This is a genomic window from Janibacter alkaliphilus, from assembly GCF_013408565.1.
GTDB lineage: Bacteria > Actinomycetota > Actinomycetes > Actinomycetales > Dermatophilaceae > Janibacter > Janibacter alkaliphilus.
Map to the genome: position 1 here is coordinate 1,452,717 of NZ_JACBZX010000001.1, position 15,855 is coordinate 1,468,571.

The following is a 15,855-nucleotide window of genomic DNA, read 5'->3' on the forward strand; positions in this document are numbered from 1 at the left end:
CGCCGCGTGAGACGGCGCGGATCACCTCGACCCGTTCGTGCGTGTGCGTGAGCGCGTGAGGCGACTACTCGGCGTCGAGGTCCTGCGCGACCAGGGCGGCGATGGTCTCCACCGCGTCCTGGCTGTCGGACTCCACGGTGACCTCGGTGCCCTTCTCGGCGCCGAGGGTCATGATGAGCAGGGCGGAGGCGGCGTCCACCGGCTCGCCGCCCTCGACGGCGAGGGTGACCTCGGCGTCCAGCTCGTCCGCCTTCTCGGCGATGATCCCGGCGGGGCGGGCGTGCAGGCCGACGGCAGAGCCGACGACGACCTTCTGGCTGGGCATGTCCTTCTCCTTCTCGTCAGGCCGCGACGGTCGCGGTCTCGGTGGTGCTCGTGCTGGCGCCCTTCGGCTCCCGCTTCCACAGCGTCTTCAGGGCGATCACCGCGGCCGCTGCGACGACCGTACCGATGGCGATGGCCAGCGCGAAGAGCAGGAAGCGGTCGATCGCGAAGAAGACGAAGATGCCGCCGTGCGGGGCCTGCGACTCGGCGCCGAAGATCATGCACAGCGCGCCGGTGACGGCGCCGCCGGCCATCATCGAGGGGATCACTCGCAGCGGGTCCGCGGCGGCGAAGGGGATCGCCCCCTCGGAGATGAATGAGGCGCCCAGCAGCCAGGCGGCGCGGCCGTTCTCCTGCTCCTGCTCGGTGAAGAGCGCCTTGCGCACGGTGCTGGCCAGGGCCAGCGCCAGCGGCGGCACCATGCCGGCGGCCATCACCGCGGCCATGATCTTCATCGAGGCCGGGTTGTCGATCGACAGGCCGGTGGTGGCGAAGAGGTAAGCCGCCTTGTTCACCGGGCCGCCGAGGTCGAAGCACATCATCAGCCCCAGGATGATCCCGAGCAGGGCCAGCGAGCTGCCGGTCATCCCGTTGAGCTGCTCGGTCAGCCACTCGGTCACCGAGGCCAGCGGCCGGGCGAGGAAGAGGTACATCAGCCCGCCGACGACGAGGCTGGTGAAGAGCGGGATGATCACCACCGGCATGAGGCCGGCCAGCCAGCGCGGCGGGTTCAGCCGGGTGAAGCCGTAGGCGACGAGACCCGCCAGCAGACCACCGACGAGACCGCCGATGAAGCCTGCCCCGGTGGCCACGGCGACCGCGCCGGCGACAAAGCCGGGGGCGATGCCGGGCCGGTCGGCGAGGCCGAAGGCGATGTAGCCGGCCAGCGCCGGGACGAGGAAGCTGAACGCCAACGACCCCAGCGTGTAGAGGATCGCCCCGAGGTAGGTGAGGAGGGCCGAGCCGAAGAGGGCGTTCCCGCCCGCCTCGGGCAGGTTGGTCAGTGAGCTGTCGGCAACGATGTCGGCGGCAATGTCGGTGATGTCGTACCCGCCGAAGAGGAAGCCCAGGGCGATGAGCAGACCGCCGGCGGCGACGAAGGGGATCATGTAGCTGACCCCGGTCATCAGCGCCTGCTGGATCCGCTTGCCCCAGCCGAGCCCGGCGCCGCCACCGGCCGTGGCGGAGTCGTCCCGGCCGCTGCCGGCGGCGACCTTCCGCGAGGAGGGGTCGTCGGCCGCGGCCAGCGCCTCGTCGATCATCTCGCCGGGCTCGTTGATCGCCCGCTTCACCCCGGACTCGATGACCGGCTTGCCGGCGAAGCGGTCCTTGCCCTTGACGCCGACGTCGGTGGCGAAGATGACCGCGTCGGCGGCGTCGATCTGCGCCTGGGTCAGCGCCTGGGTGGTCGAGCTGCCCTGCGGCTCGACGTGGACGTCCACGCCCTTCTCGGTGCCCTTGTCGGTGAGGTAGTCCGCGGCCATGTAGGTGTGCGCGATCCCGGTCGGGCAGGCGGTCACCGCGACGATCGAGCGGCGCCGTCCGCCGTCGCCTCCGGAGGTGCCACCGTCCCCGGCAGCCGTGCCGGCGGCAGCACCACCACCAGCTGCGCCACCAGCCGCGGCTGCGGACGAGCCGTCGCCCGCGGCACCCGCGCCCTGCCCGGCGGCGGTGCTCCCGCCGTCGGCGGCGGGCTGGGGGTTGATCACCCCGTCGACGAGGGCGACCACCTCGGCGTCGCTGCCGGCCTCACGCAGCGAGGCGACGAAGTCCTTCTTCACCAGCGCCCGGGCCAGCTTGGTCAGCAGCTTCATGTGCTCGCTGCCACCGCCCTCCGGGGCGGCGATGAGGAAGACGAGGTCGGCCGGGCCGTCCTTGGCGCCGAAGTCGACGGCGGGGGAGAGCCGGGCGAAGCCGAGCGAGGCCTGGGTGACCGACGCGGAGCGGCAGTGCGGGATGGCGAAGCCGCCGGGCATGCCGGTCGGCGACTTGCCCTCGCGGGTCATCGCGTCGGCGATGAGCCCGTCGGTCGAGGTGGCCCGTCCGGCGTCGGCGACCAGACCGGCGAGCGCGGCGATCACCTCCTCCTTGCTCTCGCCCAGGGAGGCGTCGAGTCGGACGAGGTCGGGGGTGATGAGTGCCGGTGACTGCTCGGTCATGGCGGGCTCCTCGGGTCGGCTCCGGGGTGGAGCGGGTGCTGCGGTCGGTGCTGGTGAGGTCGGGTGCTGCTGAGGTCGGGTGCTGCGGCGGTCGGGAGAGCGGTCAGCCGGTGCTGATCGCCGAGGCGGTGATGTCGGTGGCGGTGCCGTCGCCGGCGAGACCGGCGTGCTCAGGGGTGGGCAGCCCGGTCCCGGGCAGCTGCGCCGCGGCCGAGCCGTAGGCGACCGCCAGAGCCAGCCGCTGCGGCTCGGCGAGCCCCCGCAGCGAGCCGAGCAGGTAGCCGGACAACGCCGAGTCGCCGGCGCCGACGGTGCTGCGCACGGTGATCCGCGGGGCGGCCGCGAACCAGGCGCCGTCCGCGGTGGTCAGCACCGCCCCGGAGCCGCCGAGGGTGGTCAGCACGGCGCCGACCCCGCGCTCCATGAGCCGACGGGCGGCCGCCACCGTGGGCGCGTGGTCGCCGGCGGCGGCCGCCGACTCCAGCTCCTCGGGGTCGCCGCCACCGAGCTGGGTGAGCTCCTCGGCGTTGGGCTTCATGAGGTCCGGCGCCGCCTCGGGGAAGGCCTCGGCCAGCGCCACCAGCGGCGCGTCCGAGGTGTCCACGGCCACGCGGGTCCCGGCGGCACGCAGCCGCGGCACCAGCCGGGCGTACCAGTCGGTGGGGGCGCCCGGCGGCAGCGACCCGCACAGCGCCACCCAGCGCGAGCCGGCCGCCTGCTGCACCAGCAGCTCCTCCAGCGCCGCGACGTCCGACCCGGTGAGGGTGGCCCCGGGCTCGTTGAGCTTGGTGGTGGTGCCGTCCGGCTCGGTGATCGTCAGGTTGGTCCGGACCGGGTGCTCGGTGGTGTGCTCGGCGGCGCGCACCCCGGCCTGCTGCAGCAGCGGGCGCAGCGGGTCCTGGGCTCCCATCGGCAGCACCGCGGTGGCCTCCACCCCGGCCATGGTGATCACCTTGGCGACGTTGACCCCCTTCCCCCCGGGGTCGTCGCGGACGTCGCCGAGGCGCAGCACGCCGCCGCGGACCAGCTCGCCGGGCAGCGAGGCGGCCCGGTCGACGCTGGGGTTGGCGGTGAAGGTGGTGATCACGCCGTCATCACCCGCACGCCGGTCTGCTCCAGGGCGGCCAGCGCCCGGGCGTCGATGCCGGTGTCGGTGACGACGACGTCCACGTCGTCCAGGCGGGCGAAGCAGTGCAAGAGCTCACGTCCGATCTTCGAGGAGTCGACGAGCGCGACCACCGAGCGCGCGCTGCGGTGCATCGCGCGCTTGACCGACGCCTCGCTCTGGTCGGGGGTGGACAGGCCGTGCTCGACGGTGATCCCGTCCGATCCGAGGAAGGCGACGTCGGTCCGCAGCCGCTCCAGCTGGCGCACCCCGGTCTCGCCGACGGTGGCCTGGGTGACCCCGCGGACGCGGCCACCGAGCAGGTGCACCTCGCCGGGGTGGGTCACCCCGAGCCGGGCGGCGATCGGCACGGCGTTGGTGACGACGAGCAGCTCGGAGCGGGCCGGCAGCACCTCGGCCAGCTGGGCGGTGGTGGTCCCCGCGTCCAGGACGACCGAGGAGCGTCCCTCGGGGAGCAGGCTCAGCGCGGTGCGGGCGATCCGGGTCTTGGCCTCGGCGTGCTCCAGCGCGCGCTGGGCGACCGGGGCCTCGCTGCCGGAGGTCTCGTCGACCGGCACGGCGCCGCCGTGCACCCGGCGGACCAGGCCCTGGGTGGCCAGCGCGTCCAGGTCGCGGCGCACGGTCTCCGGGGCGACGTCCAGCTCGGCGGCCAGGGTGGTCACCACGACCCGGCCGTCGCGGCGCGCCAGGTCGGCGATCAGCTGCTGCCTCTCGTCGGCGAACACGACGCCTCCTTGCGCTGCCCGGTCGGCTCTGACGAACTCCACCGACCCGGCTGAACCTGCCCGATCGTGTGGACTTCGCCTAAGTTCTATGCCCGGATCTGTGGCTTTGTCAAGGATGGACGGATACGATTGTGGCATCAGCCACAGCGCCGTGGGACGGCGCGCCACCCCTGACACGCAGGACTGACACGCAGGAGACGTGATGACGACGACGTCAGCAGCCGCGACCACCGCAGCGACCGTCCAGGGCACCGGTGTGGTGCCCGGGGTCGCCTACGCGAAGGCGGTCTGGACCAGGCCGCAGCCGGAGGTCGCGCTGCGCAGCGACGAGGTGCCCGAGGCCGACCGCGAGGCCGAGGCGCAGCGGCTGGCCCAGGCCGCGGCCACCGTCGCCGAGCGGCTGGAGCAGCGCGCCGCCCAGGTCACCGGGGTCGCCGCCGAGGTGCTCGGCGCCACCGCCGGGATGGCCCGGGACAAGGGCTGGCTCAAGGCGGGCACCAAGCGGGTCATGCAGGGCGAGGACGCCACCCGGGCGGCGATCGGGGCGACCGACCAGTTCGTGGCGATGTTCGAGAAGGCGGGCGGCCTCATGGCCGAGCGCACCACCGACCTCAAGGACATCCGCTCCCGGGTCGTCGCCGAGCTGGAGGGGCAGCCCGAGCCCGGCGTCCCGCACCCGGACCACCCCTTCGTGCTGCTCGCCGACGACCTCGCCCCCGCGGACACCGCCGACCTCGACCCCGAGCTGGTGCGCGCCCTGGTCACCTCGCTCGGCGGCCCGACCAGCCACACCTCGATCATCGCCCGCCAGCGGGGCATCCCCTGCGTCGTCGCCGCGGCCGACCTCGAGCAGGTCGAGGACGGCGCGATGGTGCTCGTCGACGGGGGCACCGGCACCATGGAGGTCGAGCCCGACGCCGAGCAGGCGCAGGCCCGGGCCGCGGCCTCGGCCGAGGAGCTCGAGCGGGTCCGGGCCTGGCGCGGCCCGGCGGCCACCAGCGACGGCGAGCGGGTGGACGTCCTGGCCAACGTCCAGCACGGCGAGTCGGCGCGGCAGGCGGCCGGTGGCCAGGCCGAGGGGGTCGGCCTCTTCCGCACCGAGCTGTGCTTCCTCGGGCGGGACAAGGAGCCCTCGGTCGAGGAGCAGGCGCAGATCTACGCCGAGGTGCTGGCCGCCTTCCCCGAGGGCAAGGTGGTCACCCGCACCCTGGACGCCGGCTCGGACAAGCCGCTGGCCTTCATCACCCAGCCGGACGAGCCCAACCCGGCGCTGGGGGTGCGCGGGGTGCGGATCGCCTCGCTCGACCCCGGGGTGCTCACCCGTCAGCTGGACGCGCTCGCCCAGGCCGCCGAGCAGGCCAGCCGGCCGCTCGCGGACACCTGGGTGATGGCGCCGATGATCGCCACCCCGGAGGAGGCGGAGAGCTTCGCCGGGCTGGTCCGCGATCGCGGCATGAAGCCTGGCGTCATGGTCGAGGTGCCCTCGGTGGCGCTGCAGGCCGAGCAGGTGCTGGCGCACGTCGACTTCCTCTCGATCGGCACCAACGACCTCTCCCAGTACGCCATGGCCGCCGACCGGATGAGCCCCTCGCTGGCCGGGCTCACCGACCCCTGGCAGCCGGCGGTGCTGCGGCTCATCGCGATGACCGCGGCCGCCGGGCAGCAGGTCGGCAAGCCGGTCGGGGTGTGCGGCGAGGCGGCCGCGGACCCGGCGCTGGCGGCGGTGCTCGTCGGGCTCGGGGTGACCTCGCTGTCCATGGCCGCCGGGGCCGTCCCCGGGGTGGGCGCCCGGCTCGCCCAGGTCTCCCGGGAGCAGTGCCGTCGGGCAGCGTCCGCGGCCAGCGCCGCGGCGTCCCCGGCGCAGGCCCGTCAGGCCGCCGGCGAGGCGCTCGCCGGCTGACGGCCGGTCAGTCGGTCGTGCCGCGGGCGCCCTGGCGCCGCCCGGTGCGGAAGAGTCCTGCCCGGGCGGCGGCGACCGTCGTCGCGGCGGCATGCTCGCCCAGCGGCTCGTCCGGCGTGCGGCGGTCCACCATGAGGCGGTAGTAGATCGGCGCGGCCACCGACCGGATCACCGCGTCCGGCTCGGTGCCCTCGGGCAGCTGCTCGCGCTCCACGGCCCGGACGGCCACCACCCGCACCATCCGGTACCACTCGCGGAAGATCGTCTGCAGCTGCCCGTCGAGGCCCTCGTCGTGGGTGCGGGCGGCGAGCAGCTCGGCGAACATCCGGCCGTTGTCCCCGGAGAGGGTGGCCGCCAGCGACCGGCCGTAGATGCGCAGGTCCTGCTCGAAGCAGCCGGTGTCCGGGACGACGACGTGCACCGCCGCGAGCGCGGTGACCAGGTCCGAGACGACCCCGTCGCGGGTCTGCCAGCGCCGGTAGATCGTCGTCTTGTGCACCCCGGCGCGCAGGGCGATCCGCTCGATCGTCAGCCCGGCGAACCCGACCCGCAGCAGCTCCTCGCGGGTCGCTTCGAGGACCGCGGTGCGGGTACGGGCGGTCCGCCCGCCGGGGCGCACCGAGCCGACGGGCTGAGGCATGGTGCCACCCTAACGCAACCGCTAGTTGCCCCGGGGGGTTATCGCCGTTCCACAATAGCGGTCTCCACCGTCGACCTCCGGTCGTGACGCCGGGACAGCACCTGGGTGCTCGCTCTCGTCCGTGCCGCTGCCGCGGCGACGGTGCTCCGGGGGGAGGGAAGCGGGTGGCGGGTTGCGTCTGGCCGGTGCACGGTCGGCTGCCTCGCCGCCCGCGACCCGGGGCCCGCCGGAGGACGGCGCGCGTCAGGAGCGCCGGTAGCCTTGCGCGGGTGACGCTCCAGCTCTACGACACCGCCACCCGCAGCCAGCGAGACTTCGTCCCGGTGGTCCCCGGCCAGGTGGGCATGTACATCTGCGGGCTGACCACCCAGGGGGCGCCGCACATCGGCCACCTGCGCTTCGCCGTCGCCTTCGACGTGCTGCGCCGCTGGCTGGTCCGCGGCCACGGCTACCAGGTGACGATGGTCCGTAACGTCACCGACATCGACGACAAGATCCTCGTCCGGGCCGCCGAGCAGGGCGAGGACTGGTGGGCGCTGAGCTACCGCAACGAGCGGCTCACCGCGGAGGCGCTGGACACCCTCGGCGTGCTGCCGGCCACCTACGAGCCGCGGGCCACCGGGCACGTCCCGGAGATGCTCACCCTGGTGGACGCGCTCGTCGAGGCCGGCCACGCCTACCCGGCCGAGGACGGCAGCGGCGACGTCTACTTCGACGTGCGCAGCTGGCCCGGCTACGGCGAGCTCTCGCACCAGTCGCTGGACGACATGGTCGCCGCCGACGACGCCGACCCGCGCGGCAAGCGCGACCCTCGCGACTTCGCGCTGTGGAAGGGGCACAAGGAGGGCGAGCCGGACACCGCCTCGTGGCCCACCCGCTTCGGCGCCGGCCGCCCCGGCTGGCACCTGGAGTGCTCGGCGATGGCCCGCAAGTACCTCGGCGACACCTTCGACATCCACGGCGGCGGCATCGACCTGCGCTTCCCGCACCACGAGAACGAGCAGGCCCAGTCGCGGGCCGCGGGGCTCGGCTTCACCCGGCACTGGCTGCACAACGGCTGGGTGACGGTGCGCGGGGAGAAGATGGGCAAGTCCCTGGGCAACTCCCTCGAGGTGCGCGAGCTGGTGCGCCGGCACGACCCGCTGACCGTGCGCTACTTCCTCACCGCGGCCCACTACCGCTCGATGATCGAGTACCACGAGGGCTCGCTGGAGGAGGCCGGCGCCGCGGTGGAGCGCATCGAGGGCTTCCTGCGGCGCGCGCTGCCGCAGGCCGGGATCCACGAGGCCGACCCCGAGGTCACGCTGCCCGACGGCTTCGCCGCGGCGATGGACGACGACCTGGGCGTGGCCGGGGCGCTCGCCGTCGTCCACGAGACGGTCCGGGCGGGCAACACGGCGCTGGACGAGGGCGACCGGGCCGAGGCCGCGCAGCTGGCCGAGCAGGTGGTGGCGATGACCGACGTGCTCGGCATCAACCCGCTCTCGGCGACCTGGGGCCGGGGCGGCGGCAGCCGCGAGGCCGACCTGACCGCGGCGCTGGACGTCCTGGTGCAGATGCAGGTCGAGGCCCGGGCCTCGGCCCGCGCGGCGCGGGACTACGCGACCGCCGACGCCATCCGTGACGGCCTCGCCGAGGCCGGGGTCGCGGTGGCCGACACCGCCACCGGGGCCACCTGGTCGCTGGCGAAGAAGGAGCAGTAGATGGCCGGCAACAGCCAGCGCAAGGGAGCGGTCCGCCGCACCGGCAGCAAGAAGGGGGCGACCGTCGGCTCCGGCGGGCAGCGCCGCCGTGGCCTGGAGGGCAAGGGCCCGACGCCGAAGGCGGCCGACCGGCCCAACCACAAGGCCTACCGCAGCGGCACGTCCTCGGGCTCGCGCCCGCCGGCCGGCGGCGGCCGGCGCCGCGGGGGCAGCACCGAGATGGTCGCCGGGCGCAACTCCGTGCTGGAGGCGCTGCGTGCCGGTATCCCGGTGCAGACCGTCTACCTGGCCCACCGGGTGGACAGCGACGACCGGGTCAAGGAGGCGCTCAAGGTCGTCTTGGACCGCGGCCTGGAGGTCCTGGAGGTGCCGCGCCAGGAGCTCGACCGGCTCACCGACGGCGCGGTGCACCAGGGGCTGGCGATCCAGGTGCCGCCCTACGACTACGCGCACCCGCGCGACCTGCTGGCCGCCGCGGCCGATGCCGGTGAGGATCCCCTGGTGGTGGCGCTCGACGGGATCACCGACCCGCGCAACCTCGGGGCGGTGGTCCGCTCGGTCGCCGCCTTCGGCGGGCACGGGGTGCTGGTCCCGGGGCGCCGCTCGGCCGGGATGACCGCCTCGGCGTGGAAGACCTCGGCGGGCGCCGCCGCGCGGGTCCCGGTAGCCCAGGCGAGCAACCTCACCCAGGCGCTGCAGGACTACCAGAAGGCGGGGGTCTTCGTCGCCGGGCTGGACATGGACGGCGACGTCTCGCTGCCGGACCTGGAGCTGGCCACCGGGCCGTTGGTGCTCGTCCTCGGCTCCGAGGGCAAGGGGCTCTCCCGTCTGGTGCGCGAGACCTGCGACCAGGTGGTCTCGGTGCCGATGAGCAGCAGCGTCGAGTCGCTCAACGCCGGGGTCGCCGCCGGGGTCTCGCTCTACGAGGTGGCCCGGCGCCGGTCCGGCCGATGAGCACCGACCAGGGCGGGCCGCGGCAGGTGCAGATCGCGGCCACGCTGATGCGCGTCGGGGCCGGCTTCTCGCTGCTCGGCGCGGTCGCCGCGCCGCTGCTGCTGGGACGCAGCCGGGAGCTCGCCGAGCAGGCCTTCGAGGAGACCGGCGCGAGCTACACCGCCTCGGACGTCGACAACGCGGTCTCCGTCGGCGCCGTCTACGCGGTCGTGATGGGCCTGCTCGCGGTGCTGCTGTGGCTGGTCCTGGCGCACTTCGTCACCCGCGGTCGGGCCTGGGCCCGCTTCGCCTCGACGGCGCTCTTCGTCATCGGGCTGATCTCCTACGGGCTGACCCTGCTGCAGGCGCCCACGCTGGTCGCGCTGCTCCTCGACGGTGCCGCGCTGCTCGTCGGCGCGATCGCCCTGATCTACCTCTGGCACCCGGCGACCCGGCCGTGGTTCCACCCCTTCGCCAGCCAGGAGGCTCGCTCGTGACCCAGCCCGGACCCACGCCGCCGACCGATCCCTTCCAGGGTCAGCCGTCCTACCAGGGCCCGCAGCAGAGCCACCCGCAGCAGGGTTACCCGCAGCAGCAGGGTTACCCGCCGCAGCCCGCTCCCGGGATGCAGACCTGGGGGGCCCAGCCCTACGGCGCTCCGCGCCCGCAGGCCGGGCCGCGCCCGGGCGCGGCCACCGCCGCGGTCTGGCTCACCGTGCTCGGCGGGGTGCTCATGCTGATCTCCTTCATCGTCAGCGCCGTGGTCACCGCCACCGGAGACACCCGGGACGAGCTCATCACGGACCTGACCACGGGGCCGGATCCGATGAGCTACTCGGCAGCCGAGGGCACGATCCTCGTCGCGGTCGTCCTCGTGGTCGTCCTCGGTGCGGTGCTCGCCGCGGTGTGGTGGGGCCTGGCCGCCTTCCTCGCCCGCGGTCGGGGCTGGGCCCGGATCACCGCGACCGTGCTGGCCACCCTCGCCGGAGTCGTCATGATCTGCGGGGCCCTCGGTCTGCTGATCGACACCACCGGCTGGGAGTCGGTCATCCTCAGCGCGCTGTCCACCGTGTGCGGGATCGCCGCCGTGGTGCTGCTGTGGCTGCCGGCCTCGTCCCGCTGGTTCGAGGCGAAGGCCCTGGAGCGCGGCTGAGGCCGACCCGCAGGCGCGCGCTCAGCGCTCGGTGCGCACCACCGCGGTCTTGGCGACGATGTCGCCCAGGGTCCGCCGGTCGGCGTCGAAGAGCATCCAGATCCAGTCGACGATGCCCAGCATGAGCACCAGCAGCTCGCGCAGCACCATGGCACCGAGGGTCGGCCGCCCGCCGTCCGCGGCGTTGACCACCTTCAGCCCGGTGACCCGGCGACCGATGCTCTGCCCGGTGCGCGAGACCCGCCAGATCCGGTTCCAGAACCACACGACGTAGATGAGCAGCGAGCTGACGGCGATGAGCACGATGCCGGTGATCCACATCGCGCTGCTGCCGGTGCCGGGGACCTCGCAGTCGGTCATGCTGCCGTAGGAGCACGGCTCGTAGTCGGGCAGGCCGACGACGAAGAGGACCGCCCCGACCGTGAGGAGGATCGCCGTGGGGACGCTGGCGAGGACCTGGTCGATGAGCCGCGGCAGCACCCGGTCGCTGAAGTCGGTGACCGGCCCGTAGCGCTGCTCCACCCACGCCCGCGAGCCTGGGCGGTTCGGGTCGTCGCCGGGGGAGGGGACGACGTAGGGGTTGTAGCCGTAGGGCCCGGGGTAGCCGTGAGCGGCGCCCGGGTGCTGCGGCGACGGGTGCGCGGGCGCGGGCTCCGGCGGGCGACGACCCTGCGGCGCGGGCGTGCCCTGCGGCGGTCCCTGGGGCGGCGGCCACTGCGGGGGCGGGCCCTCCGGGGGACCAGGGGTGCTGCTCATGCGCGTCCTTCCTCGGTGTCCGGCGGCAGGTAGCGGGCGTCGGTGCCCAGCACCGCGGCCTCGTCCGGCTTCTCCGGCAGCACGTCACGGACGTACTCGGTGATGGCGTCCTCGATGGGCACATCGTGCCCCAGCCGCTCGGCCATGTACCACCGGTGCTCGAGGATCTCGTGGAAGACCTCGGCCGGCTCCAGCTTGGCGCGCATCCCCGGCGGGATCGCCCGGCTCATCGGCTCGTAGACCTGACGCAGCCAGTCCCCGGCGACGATCGCCTCGTCCTCGCCCTGACGGTCGGTGGCCGCCCGGTAGGCGTCGAGGTCGTTGAGCAGCCGCCGCGCCTGGTTCTCCTCGACGTCCAGCCCGGTGATCCGCATCAGCCGCCGGCTGTGGTGCCCGGCCTCGACGACCTTCGGCTGGATCCGCACCGAGGTGCCGTCGAGGTCGGTGGAGATCTCCAGCTCGTCGACGTCGAAGCCCAGCGCGTTCAGCCGGCGGATCCGCTCGTCCACCCGCCAGCGCTCGCCGGCCTCGAACCACTCGTCGCCGGTCAGCTCGTCCCACAGGCTGCGGTAGCGGGTGATGATCTCGTGCGCCGTGGTGATCGGGTCGACGTCCTCGGGCAGCACGCCGGCGGCGGCCAGGTCCATGAACTCGCCGGCGATGTTGACCTGGGCGATGTCCAGGTCGTGCTCGCGCTGGCCGTCGCTGAGGCTGTCGTGCAGCTCACCGGTCTCGGCGTCGACGAGGTAGGCGGAGTAGGAGCCGGCGTCGCGGCGGAAGAGGACGTTGCTCAGCGAGACGTCGCCCCACCAGAAGCCGATGAGGTGCAGCCGCACCAGCAGCACCGCCAGGGCGTCGATGACCCGGGTGGCCGTGTCGGCCCGCAGATGCTGGCTGACCACCACCCGGTAGGGCAGCGAGAACTGCAGGTGCCGGGTGACCAGGCAGGCGTCCAGCGGCTCGCCGTCGGCGTCGGTGCGCCCGGTGACCACCCCGATCGGGTGCACGCACGGCTCCCCGAGACGCTCCAGGGCGCGCAGCATCCGGTACTCCGAGCGGGCCAGCTCGGCCTTGATCTCCTTGACCGCGACCACCCCGCCGGAGAGCTTGGCGAAGCGGACCACGTGCCGGGAGATGCCGCGGGGCAGGGCGGCCAGCCGCTCCTCGGGCCAGTCCTCGAGCGGCACCGACCACGGCAGGTCGAGCAGGGCGGAGTCGGGTCCGGCCGAGGAGATCTGCAAGGACATGCCCCCCAGTGTGCCCTCAGACCCCCAGGTAGGCGGCGACGAAGGGGTTCGCCGGCGCCTCCCGCAGCCGCTGCGGGGTGTCGCACTGCTGCAGCACCCCGTCGCGCAGCACCGCGACCCGGTCGCCGATCGCCAGCGCCTCGTCCGGCTGGCTGGTGGCGTACAGCGTGGTCACGCCCAGCCGGCGCTGCAGCGCGGAGAGCTGGTCGCGGGTCGCCGCGCGCACGGCTGGGTCCAGGGTCACCAGCGGGTCGTCCATGATGAAGACCTGCGGGGCGCGCACGATCGCCCGGCCCATCGCCACCCGGTGGCGCAGGTCCCGGGTCAGCTCGGCGGGGGTCTGGTCGAGCTGGTCGGTCAGGTCCAGCACCTCGGCGGCCTCGGCGACCCGCCGGGCCACCTCGTCGTCGTCGATCCCGGCCACCCGCATGGCGAAGCCGAGGTTGTCGCCGACCGTGAGGTGCGGGTAGAGCGCGTAGCTCTGCAGCACCATCGCCACGTCCCGCTCCCGCGAGGAGAGCCGGGTGACGTCCTGGCCGTCGAGCAGCACCCGGCCGGCGTCGACCTCCTCGAGCCCGGCGAGCAGCCGCAGCGTGGTGGAGCGGCCGCACCCGGCCGGACCGGCCAGCACGAGCAGCTCGCCGTCGGCGACCTCGAGGTGCAGGTCGCCCACGGCCGGCACGTCGAGGCCGGGGTAGGTCAGGGTCACCCCGTCGAAGGTGACTGCTGCCATCCTCGGCCCTCGTTCCCGTCTCGGCGCGGCGACGTCGCTCGCGGTTGCCCCCACCGTACGCGGCCCACCCCGGCGGCGCCCCCCGACCACCAGGCGTGACGTGCGCCTCTCTCCGGCTGGCCGGGCCGCTCGGATCGGCGCCGCCCCGCCGGCTCAGCCGGACCCGGCCCGCAGCTCCCGCAGCCGGCGCAGCACCGCCGGCACGTCCTCGGTGGTGGCCACCCGGTGGCCGGCCGCGGTCTCGCCGTCGCCGACCTTGATCCCCAGGTCGTCCGGTCCGAGCACGGCGAAGGCGTGCTCGTCGGTGACGTCGTCGCCCAGGTAGACGGTGGCGGCGACCCCGAGCTCGTCGGTCAGCCGCCGCAGCGCGCTGCCCTTGTCGGCCGGGACGACGGTGAGCTCGAAGATCCCCTTGCCGGCCATGAGCCGCACCCCGTCGCGGGCCGCGGCTCGCTCCGCGATCTCCTGGGCCTGCTGGGCTCCCACCTCGTCCTGCCCGCGGGAGTGGACCACCACGGCAGAGGGCTTGTGCTCCAGCCGGATCGGGCGGCCGGCCTCGGCCACCGCCGCCTCGACCTCGTCGGTGAGCGCCGCCAGCAGCTGCTGCTGGTCGTCGGTGAGCCCGAAGCCGTCGTCGCGGCTGCTCTGCGCCCCGTGGCTGCCGATCCGGGTGACCGCGGCGCCACGCTCGCCCTGCAGCCCGGTGAGCGTGCTGAGGGTCTCCAGGTCGCGCCCCGAGACCACCGCCACCCAGGTGCCGGGGCGCTCGCCGAGGGCCAGCAGGTCCTCGACGGTGCCCGCCTGCGGGCGGGCGTCCAGCGGGTCGAGGACGAAGGGGGCCAGCACCCCGTCGAAGTCGGTGGCCACGAGCAGCGTCTCCGCGGCGGCGACCCTGGCCAGGGCGCGCTCCAGCTCGGCCGCCGGGGTGGCGCTCACCGCTCTCCACCCGTCGTCGCGGCGGTCCCGGCGTCGCTGGCCGTCGCGGTGCCCGGCCGCTGCGGGGCCTGCTCGAGGTTGGTGAGGAAGCGGTCCGCCCAGCGCTGCACGTCGTGGTCGGCCACCCGACGCCGCAGCGCGCGCATGTAGCGGCGGCGGCTGCTCTCGTCGGTGCGCACCGCCCGGACGATCGTCTGCTTCAGCCCCTCGATGTCGTGCGGGTTGCACACGAACGCCTGGTGCAGCTCGTGGTAGGCGCCGGTGAACTCGGAGAGCACCAGCGCGCCGCCGTCGTCGTGACGGCAGGTGACGTACTCCTTGGCGACGAGGTTCATCCCGTCGCGCAGCGGGGTGACCAGCATGACGTCGGCGGCCTGGAAGAGCGCGGCCATCTCCTCCCGCGGGTAGGACTGGTGCAGGTAGTGCACCGCCGGCGAGCCGATCGCCGAGTGGGTGCCGTTGATCCGCCCGACGGTGCGCTCCACCTCGGTGCGCAGCTCCTTGTACGCCTCGACCCGCTCCCGGCTGGGCGTGGCCACCTGGACGAAGGTGACGTCCGGCGGGCTGATGACGCCGTCCTCGAGCAGCTCCTCGTAGGCCTTGAGCCGGTGCCGGATGCCCTTGGTGTAGTCCAGCCGGTCGACGCCGAGCAGGACCACCCCGGGGTCGCCGAGGGAGTGCCGGATCTCCTCGGCCCGCTCCTGCACGGCCGGCTCCTTGGCCAGCCTCTCCAGGCCGCGGTAGTCGATGCTGATCGGCACCGCGCTGGCCCGCACCACCCGCTGCCCGGCCTCGTCGGCGACGGTGACGGTCTCCCCCTTCGTCGTGGCGCCGATGAGCCGGCGGCAGGCCCGCACGAAGTTCTGCGCGTCGGCCACCCGCTGGAAGCCGAGGTAGTCCGCCCCGAGCAGCCCCTCGAGGATCTGGGCGCGCCAGGGCAGCTGGGCGAAGAGCTCCACCGGGGGGAAGGGGATGTGGTCGAACCAGCCGATCCGCACGTCCGGCCGCAGCCGGCGCACCAGGGCGGGGACGAGCTGCAGCTGATAGTCGTGCACCCACACCTTGGCGCCCGGCGCGGCGACCTCGCAGATCTGCTCGGCGAAGCGCTGGTTCACCCGCTCGTAGGCCTGCCACCAGGCCCGGTGGAAGCGCGCCGGGACGATGACGTCGTGGTAGATCGGCCACAGCGTGTCGTTGCTGAAGCCCTCGTAGTAGAGCTGGATCTCCTCGGCGGACAGGGCCACCGGGTGCAGCCACATGCCCTTGTCGGCGAAGGGCGCCGGCGCCTCGCCGGGCTCGCCGGCCCAGCCGACCCAGGCCCCCTCGCGGTCGCTCATCACCGAGTCCATGGCGGTGACCAGGCCCCCGGGGGAGCGGCGCCAGACGCTGCCCTCGGGGGTGCTCACCCGGTCGACCGGGAGGCGGTTGGCGGCGATGACCAGGTCGTAGGTGCGACGGGTGGTCACGGGTGGGCTCCTTGTCGTGCGGGTGATCCCCACGATAGGCCTACCGCGGCACCC

The 15,855-nt window shown here is 74.2% G+C and carries 15 protein-coding genes; 5 read left to right on the forward strand and 10 right to left on the reverse strand.

What is annotated here, in order from left to right:
- Positions 1-64 precede the first annotated feature (64 nt).
- The 4 genes from BJY28_RS07085 to BJY28_RS07100 form a co-directional block, all read right to left on the reverse strand.
- Positions 65-325, reverse strand: a complete 261-nt coding sequence (locus tag BJY28_RS07085) for an HPr family phosphocarrier protein (protein WP_179462385.1) — start codon at positions 323-325, stop codon at positions 65-67.
- A gap of 16 nt (positions 326-341) precedes the next feature.
- Entirely contained in the window at positions 342-2,483 is a 2,142-nt protein-coding gene (locus tag BJY28_RS07090) for a PTS fructose transporter subunit IIABC (RefSeq protein ID WP_179462386.1), read from the reverse strand.
- A gap of 103 nt (positions 2,484-2,586) precedes the next feature.
- Positions 2,587-3,570, reverse strand: coding sequence for a hexose kinase (locus BJY28_RS07095; RefSeq protein ID WP_179462387.1), 984 nt, complete (start codon positions 3,568-3,570; stop codon positions 2,587-2,589).
- The gene (locus tag BJY28_RS07100) at positions 3,567-4,334 is read right to left on the reverse strand and encodes a DeoR family transcriptional regulator (protein ID WP_179462388.1); all 768 of its coding nucleotides are present in this window, start codon (positions 4,332-4,334) and stop codon (positions 3,567-3,569) included. The genes BJY28_RS07095 and BJY28_RS07100 overlap by 4 nt, the downstream gene beginning before the upstream one ends.
- Before the next feature lie 202 nt (positions 4,335-4,536).
- Here BJY28_RS07100 and ptsP point away from each other — a divergent pair, with 202 nt between their 5' ends.
- Complete coding sequence (gene ptsP, locus BJY28_RS07105) at positions 4,537-6,234, forward strand: phosphoenolpyruvate--protein phosphotransferase (RefSeq protein ID WP_179462389.1); 1,698 nt, start codon at positions 4,537-4,539, stop codon at positions 6,232-6,234.
- A 7-nt stretch (positions 6,235-6,241) separates the two neighbouring features.
- On the opposite strand, the gene BJY28_RS07110 is transcribed toward ptsP, so the two are convergent.
- Positions 6,242-6,874, reverse strand: a complete 633-nt coding sequence (locus BJY28_RS07110) for a TetR/AcrR family transcriptional regulator (RefSeq protein ID WP_179462390.1) — start codon at positions 6,872-6,874, stop codon at positions 6,242-6,244.
- 269 nt (positions 6,875-7,143) lie between these two features.
- Between BJY28_RS07110 and cysS the strand changes: the two genes are divergently transcribed.
- Genes cysS through BJY28_RS07130 form a run of 4 tightly spaced genes read left to right on the forward strand, consistent with a single transcriptional unit; the run spans position 7,144 to position 10,663 of the window.
- Positions 7,144-8,577: a cysteine--tRNA ligase gene (gene cysS / locus BJY28_RS07115; protein ID WP_179462391.1), complete on the forward strand. Its 1,434-nt coding sequence runs from the start codon at positions 7,144-7,146 to the stop codon at positions 8,575-8,577.
- On the forward strand, positions 8,578-9,531 hold the full coding sequence (gene rlmB, locus BJY28_RS07120) for a 23S rRNA (guanosine(2251)-2'-O)-methyltransferase RlmB (protein WP_179462392.1): 954 nt from the start codon (positions 8,578-8,580) through the stop codon (positions 9,529-9,531).
- Entirely contained in the window at positions 9,528-10,007 is a 480-nt protein-coding gene (locus BJY28_RS07125; RefSeq protein WP_179462393.1) for a hypothetical protein, read from the forward strand. Before rlmB ends, BJY28_RS07125 begins: the two co-directional genes overlap by 4 nt.
- The gene (locus BJY28_RS07130) at positions 10,004-10,663 is read left to right on the forward strand and encodes a hypothetical protein (RefSeq protein WP_179462394.1); all 660 of its coding nucleotides are present in this window, start codon (positions 10,004-10,006) and stop codon (positions 10,661-10,663) included. Before BJY28_RS07125 ends, BJY28_RS07130 begins: the two co-directional genes overlap by 4 nt.
- Positions 10,664-10,684: 21 nt before the next feature.
- Here BJY28_RS07130 and BJY28_RS07135 read toward each other — a convergent pair whose 3' ends face one another.
- The 5 genes from BJY28_RS07135 to BJY28_RS07155 all read right to left on the reverse strand — a co-directional run bounded on the left by BJY28_RS07135 (position 10,685) and on the right by BJY28_RS07155 (position 15,801).
- A complete protein-coding gene (locus BJY28_RS07135) occupies positions 10,685-11,419 on the reverse strand; it encodes an RDD family protein (RefSeq protein WP_179462395.1) in 735 nt (244 codons plus the stop codon).
- A complete protein-coding gene (locus BJY28_RS07140; RefSeq protein ID WP_179462396.1) occupies positions 11,416-12,666 on the reverse strand; it encodes a DUF4032 domain-containing protein in 1,251 nt (416 codons plus the stop codon). The genes BJY28_RS07135 and BJY28_RS07140 overlap by 4 nt, the downstream gene beginning before the upstream one ends.
- Before the next feature lie 16 nt (positions 12,667-12,682).
- Positions 12,683-13,399, reverse strand: coding sequence for an ABC transporter ATP-binding protein (locus tag BJY28_RS07145; RefSeq protein WP_179462397.1), 717 nt, complete (start codon positions 13,397-13,399; stop codon positions 12,683-12,685).
- A 153-nt stretch (positions 13,400-13,552) separates the two neighbouring features.
- On the reverse strand, positions 13,553-14,335 hold the full coding sequence (gene otsB / locus BJY28_RS07150; RefSeq protein ID WP_179462398.1) for a trehalose-phosphatase: 783 nt from the start codon (positions 14,333-14,335) through the stop codon (positions 13,553-13,555).
- A complete protein-coding gene (locus BJY28_RS07155; protein WP_218875238.1) occupies positions 14,332-15,801 on the reverse strand; it encodes a trehalose-6-phosphate synthase in 1,470 nt (489 codons plus the stop codon). The genes otsB and BJY28_RS07155 overlap by 4 nt, the downstream gene beginning before the upstream one ends.
- Between the last annotated feature and the right edge of the window lie 54 nt (positions 15,802-15,855).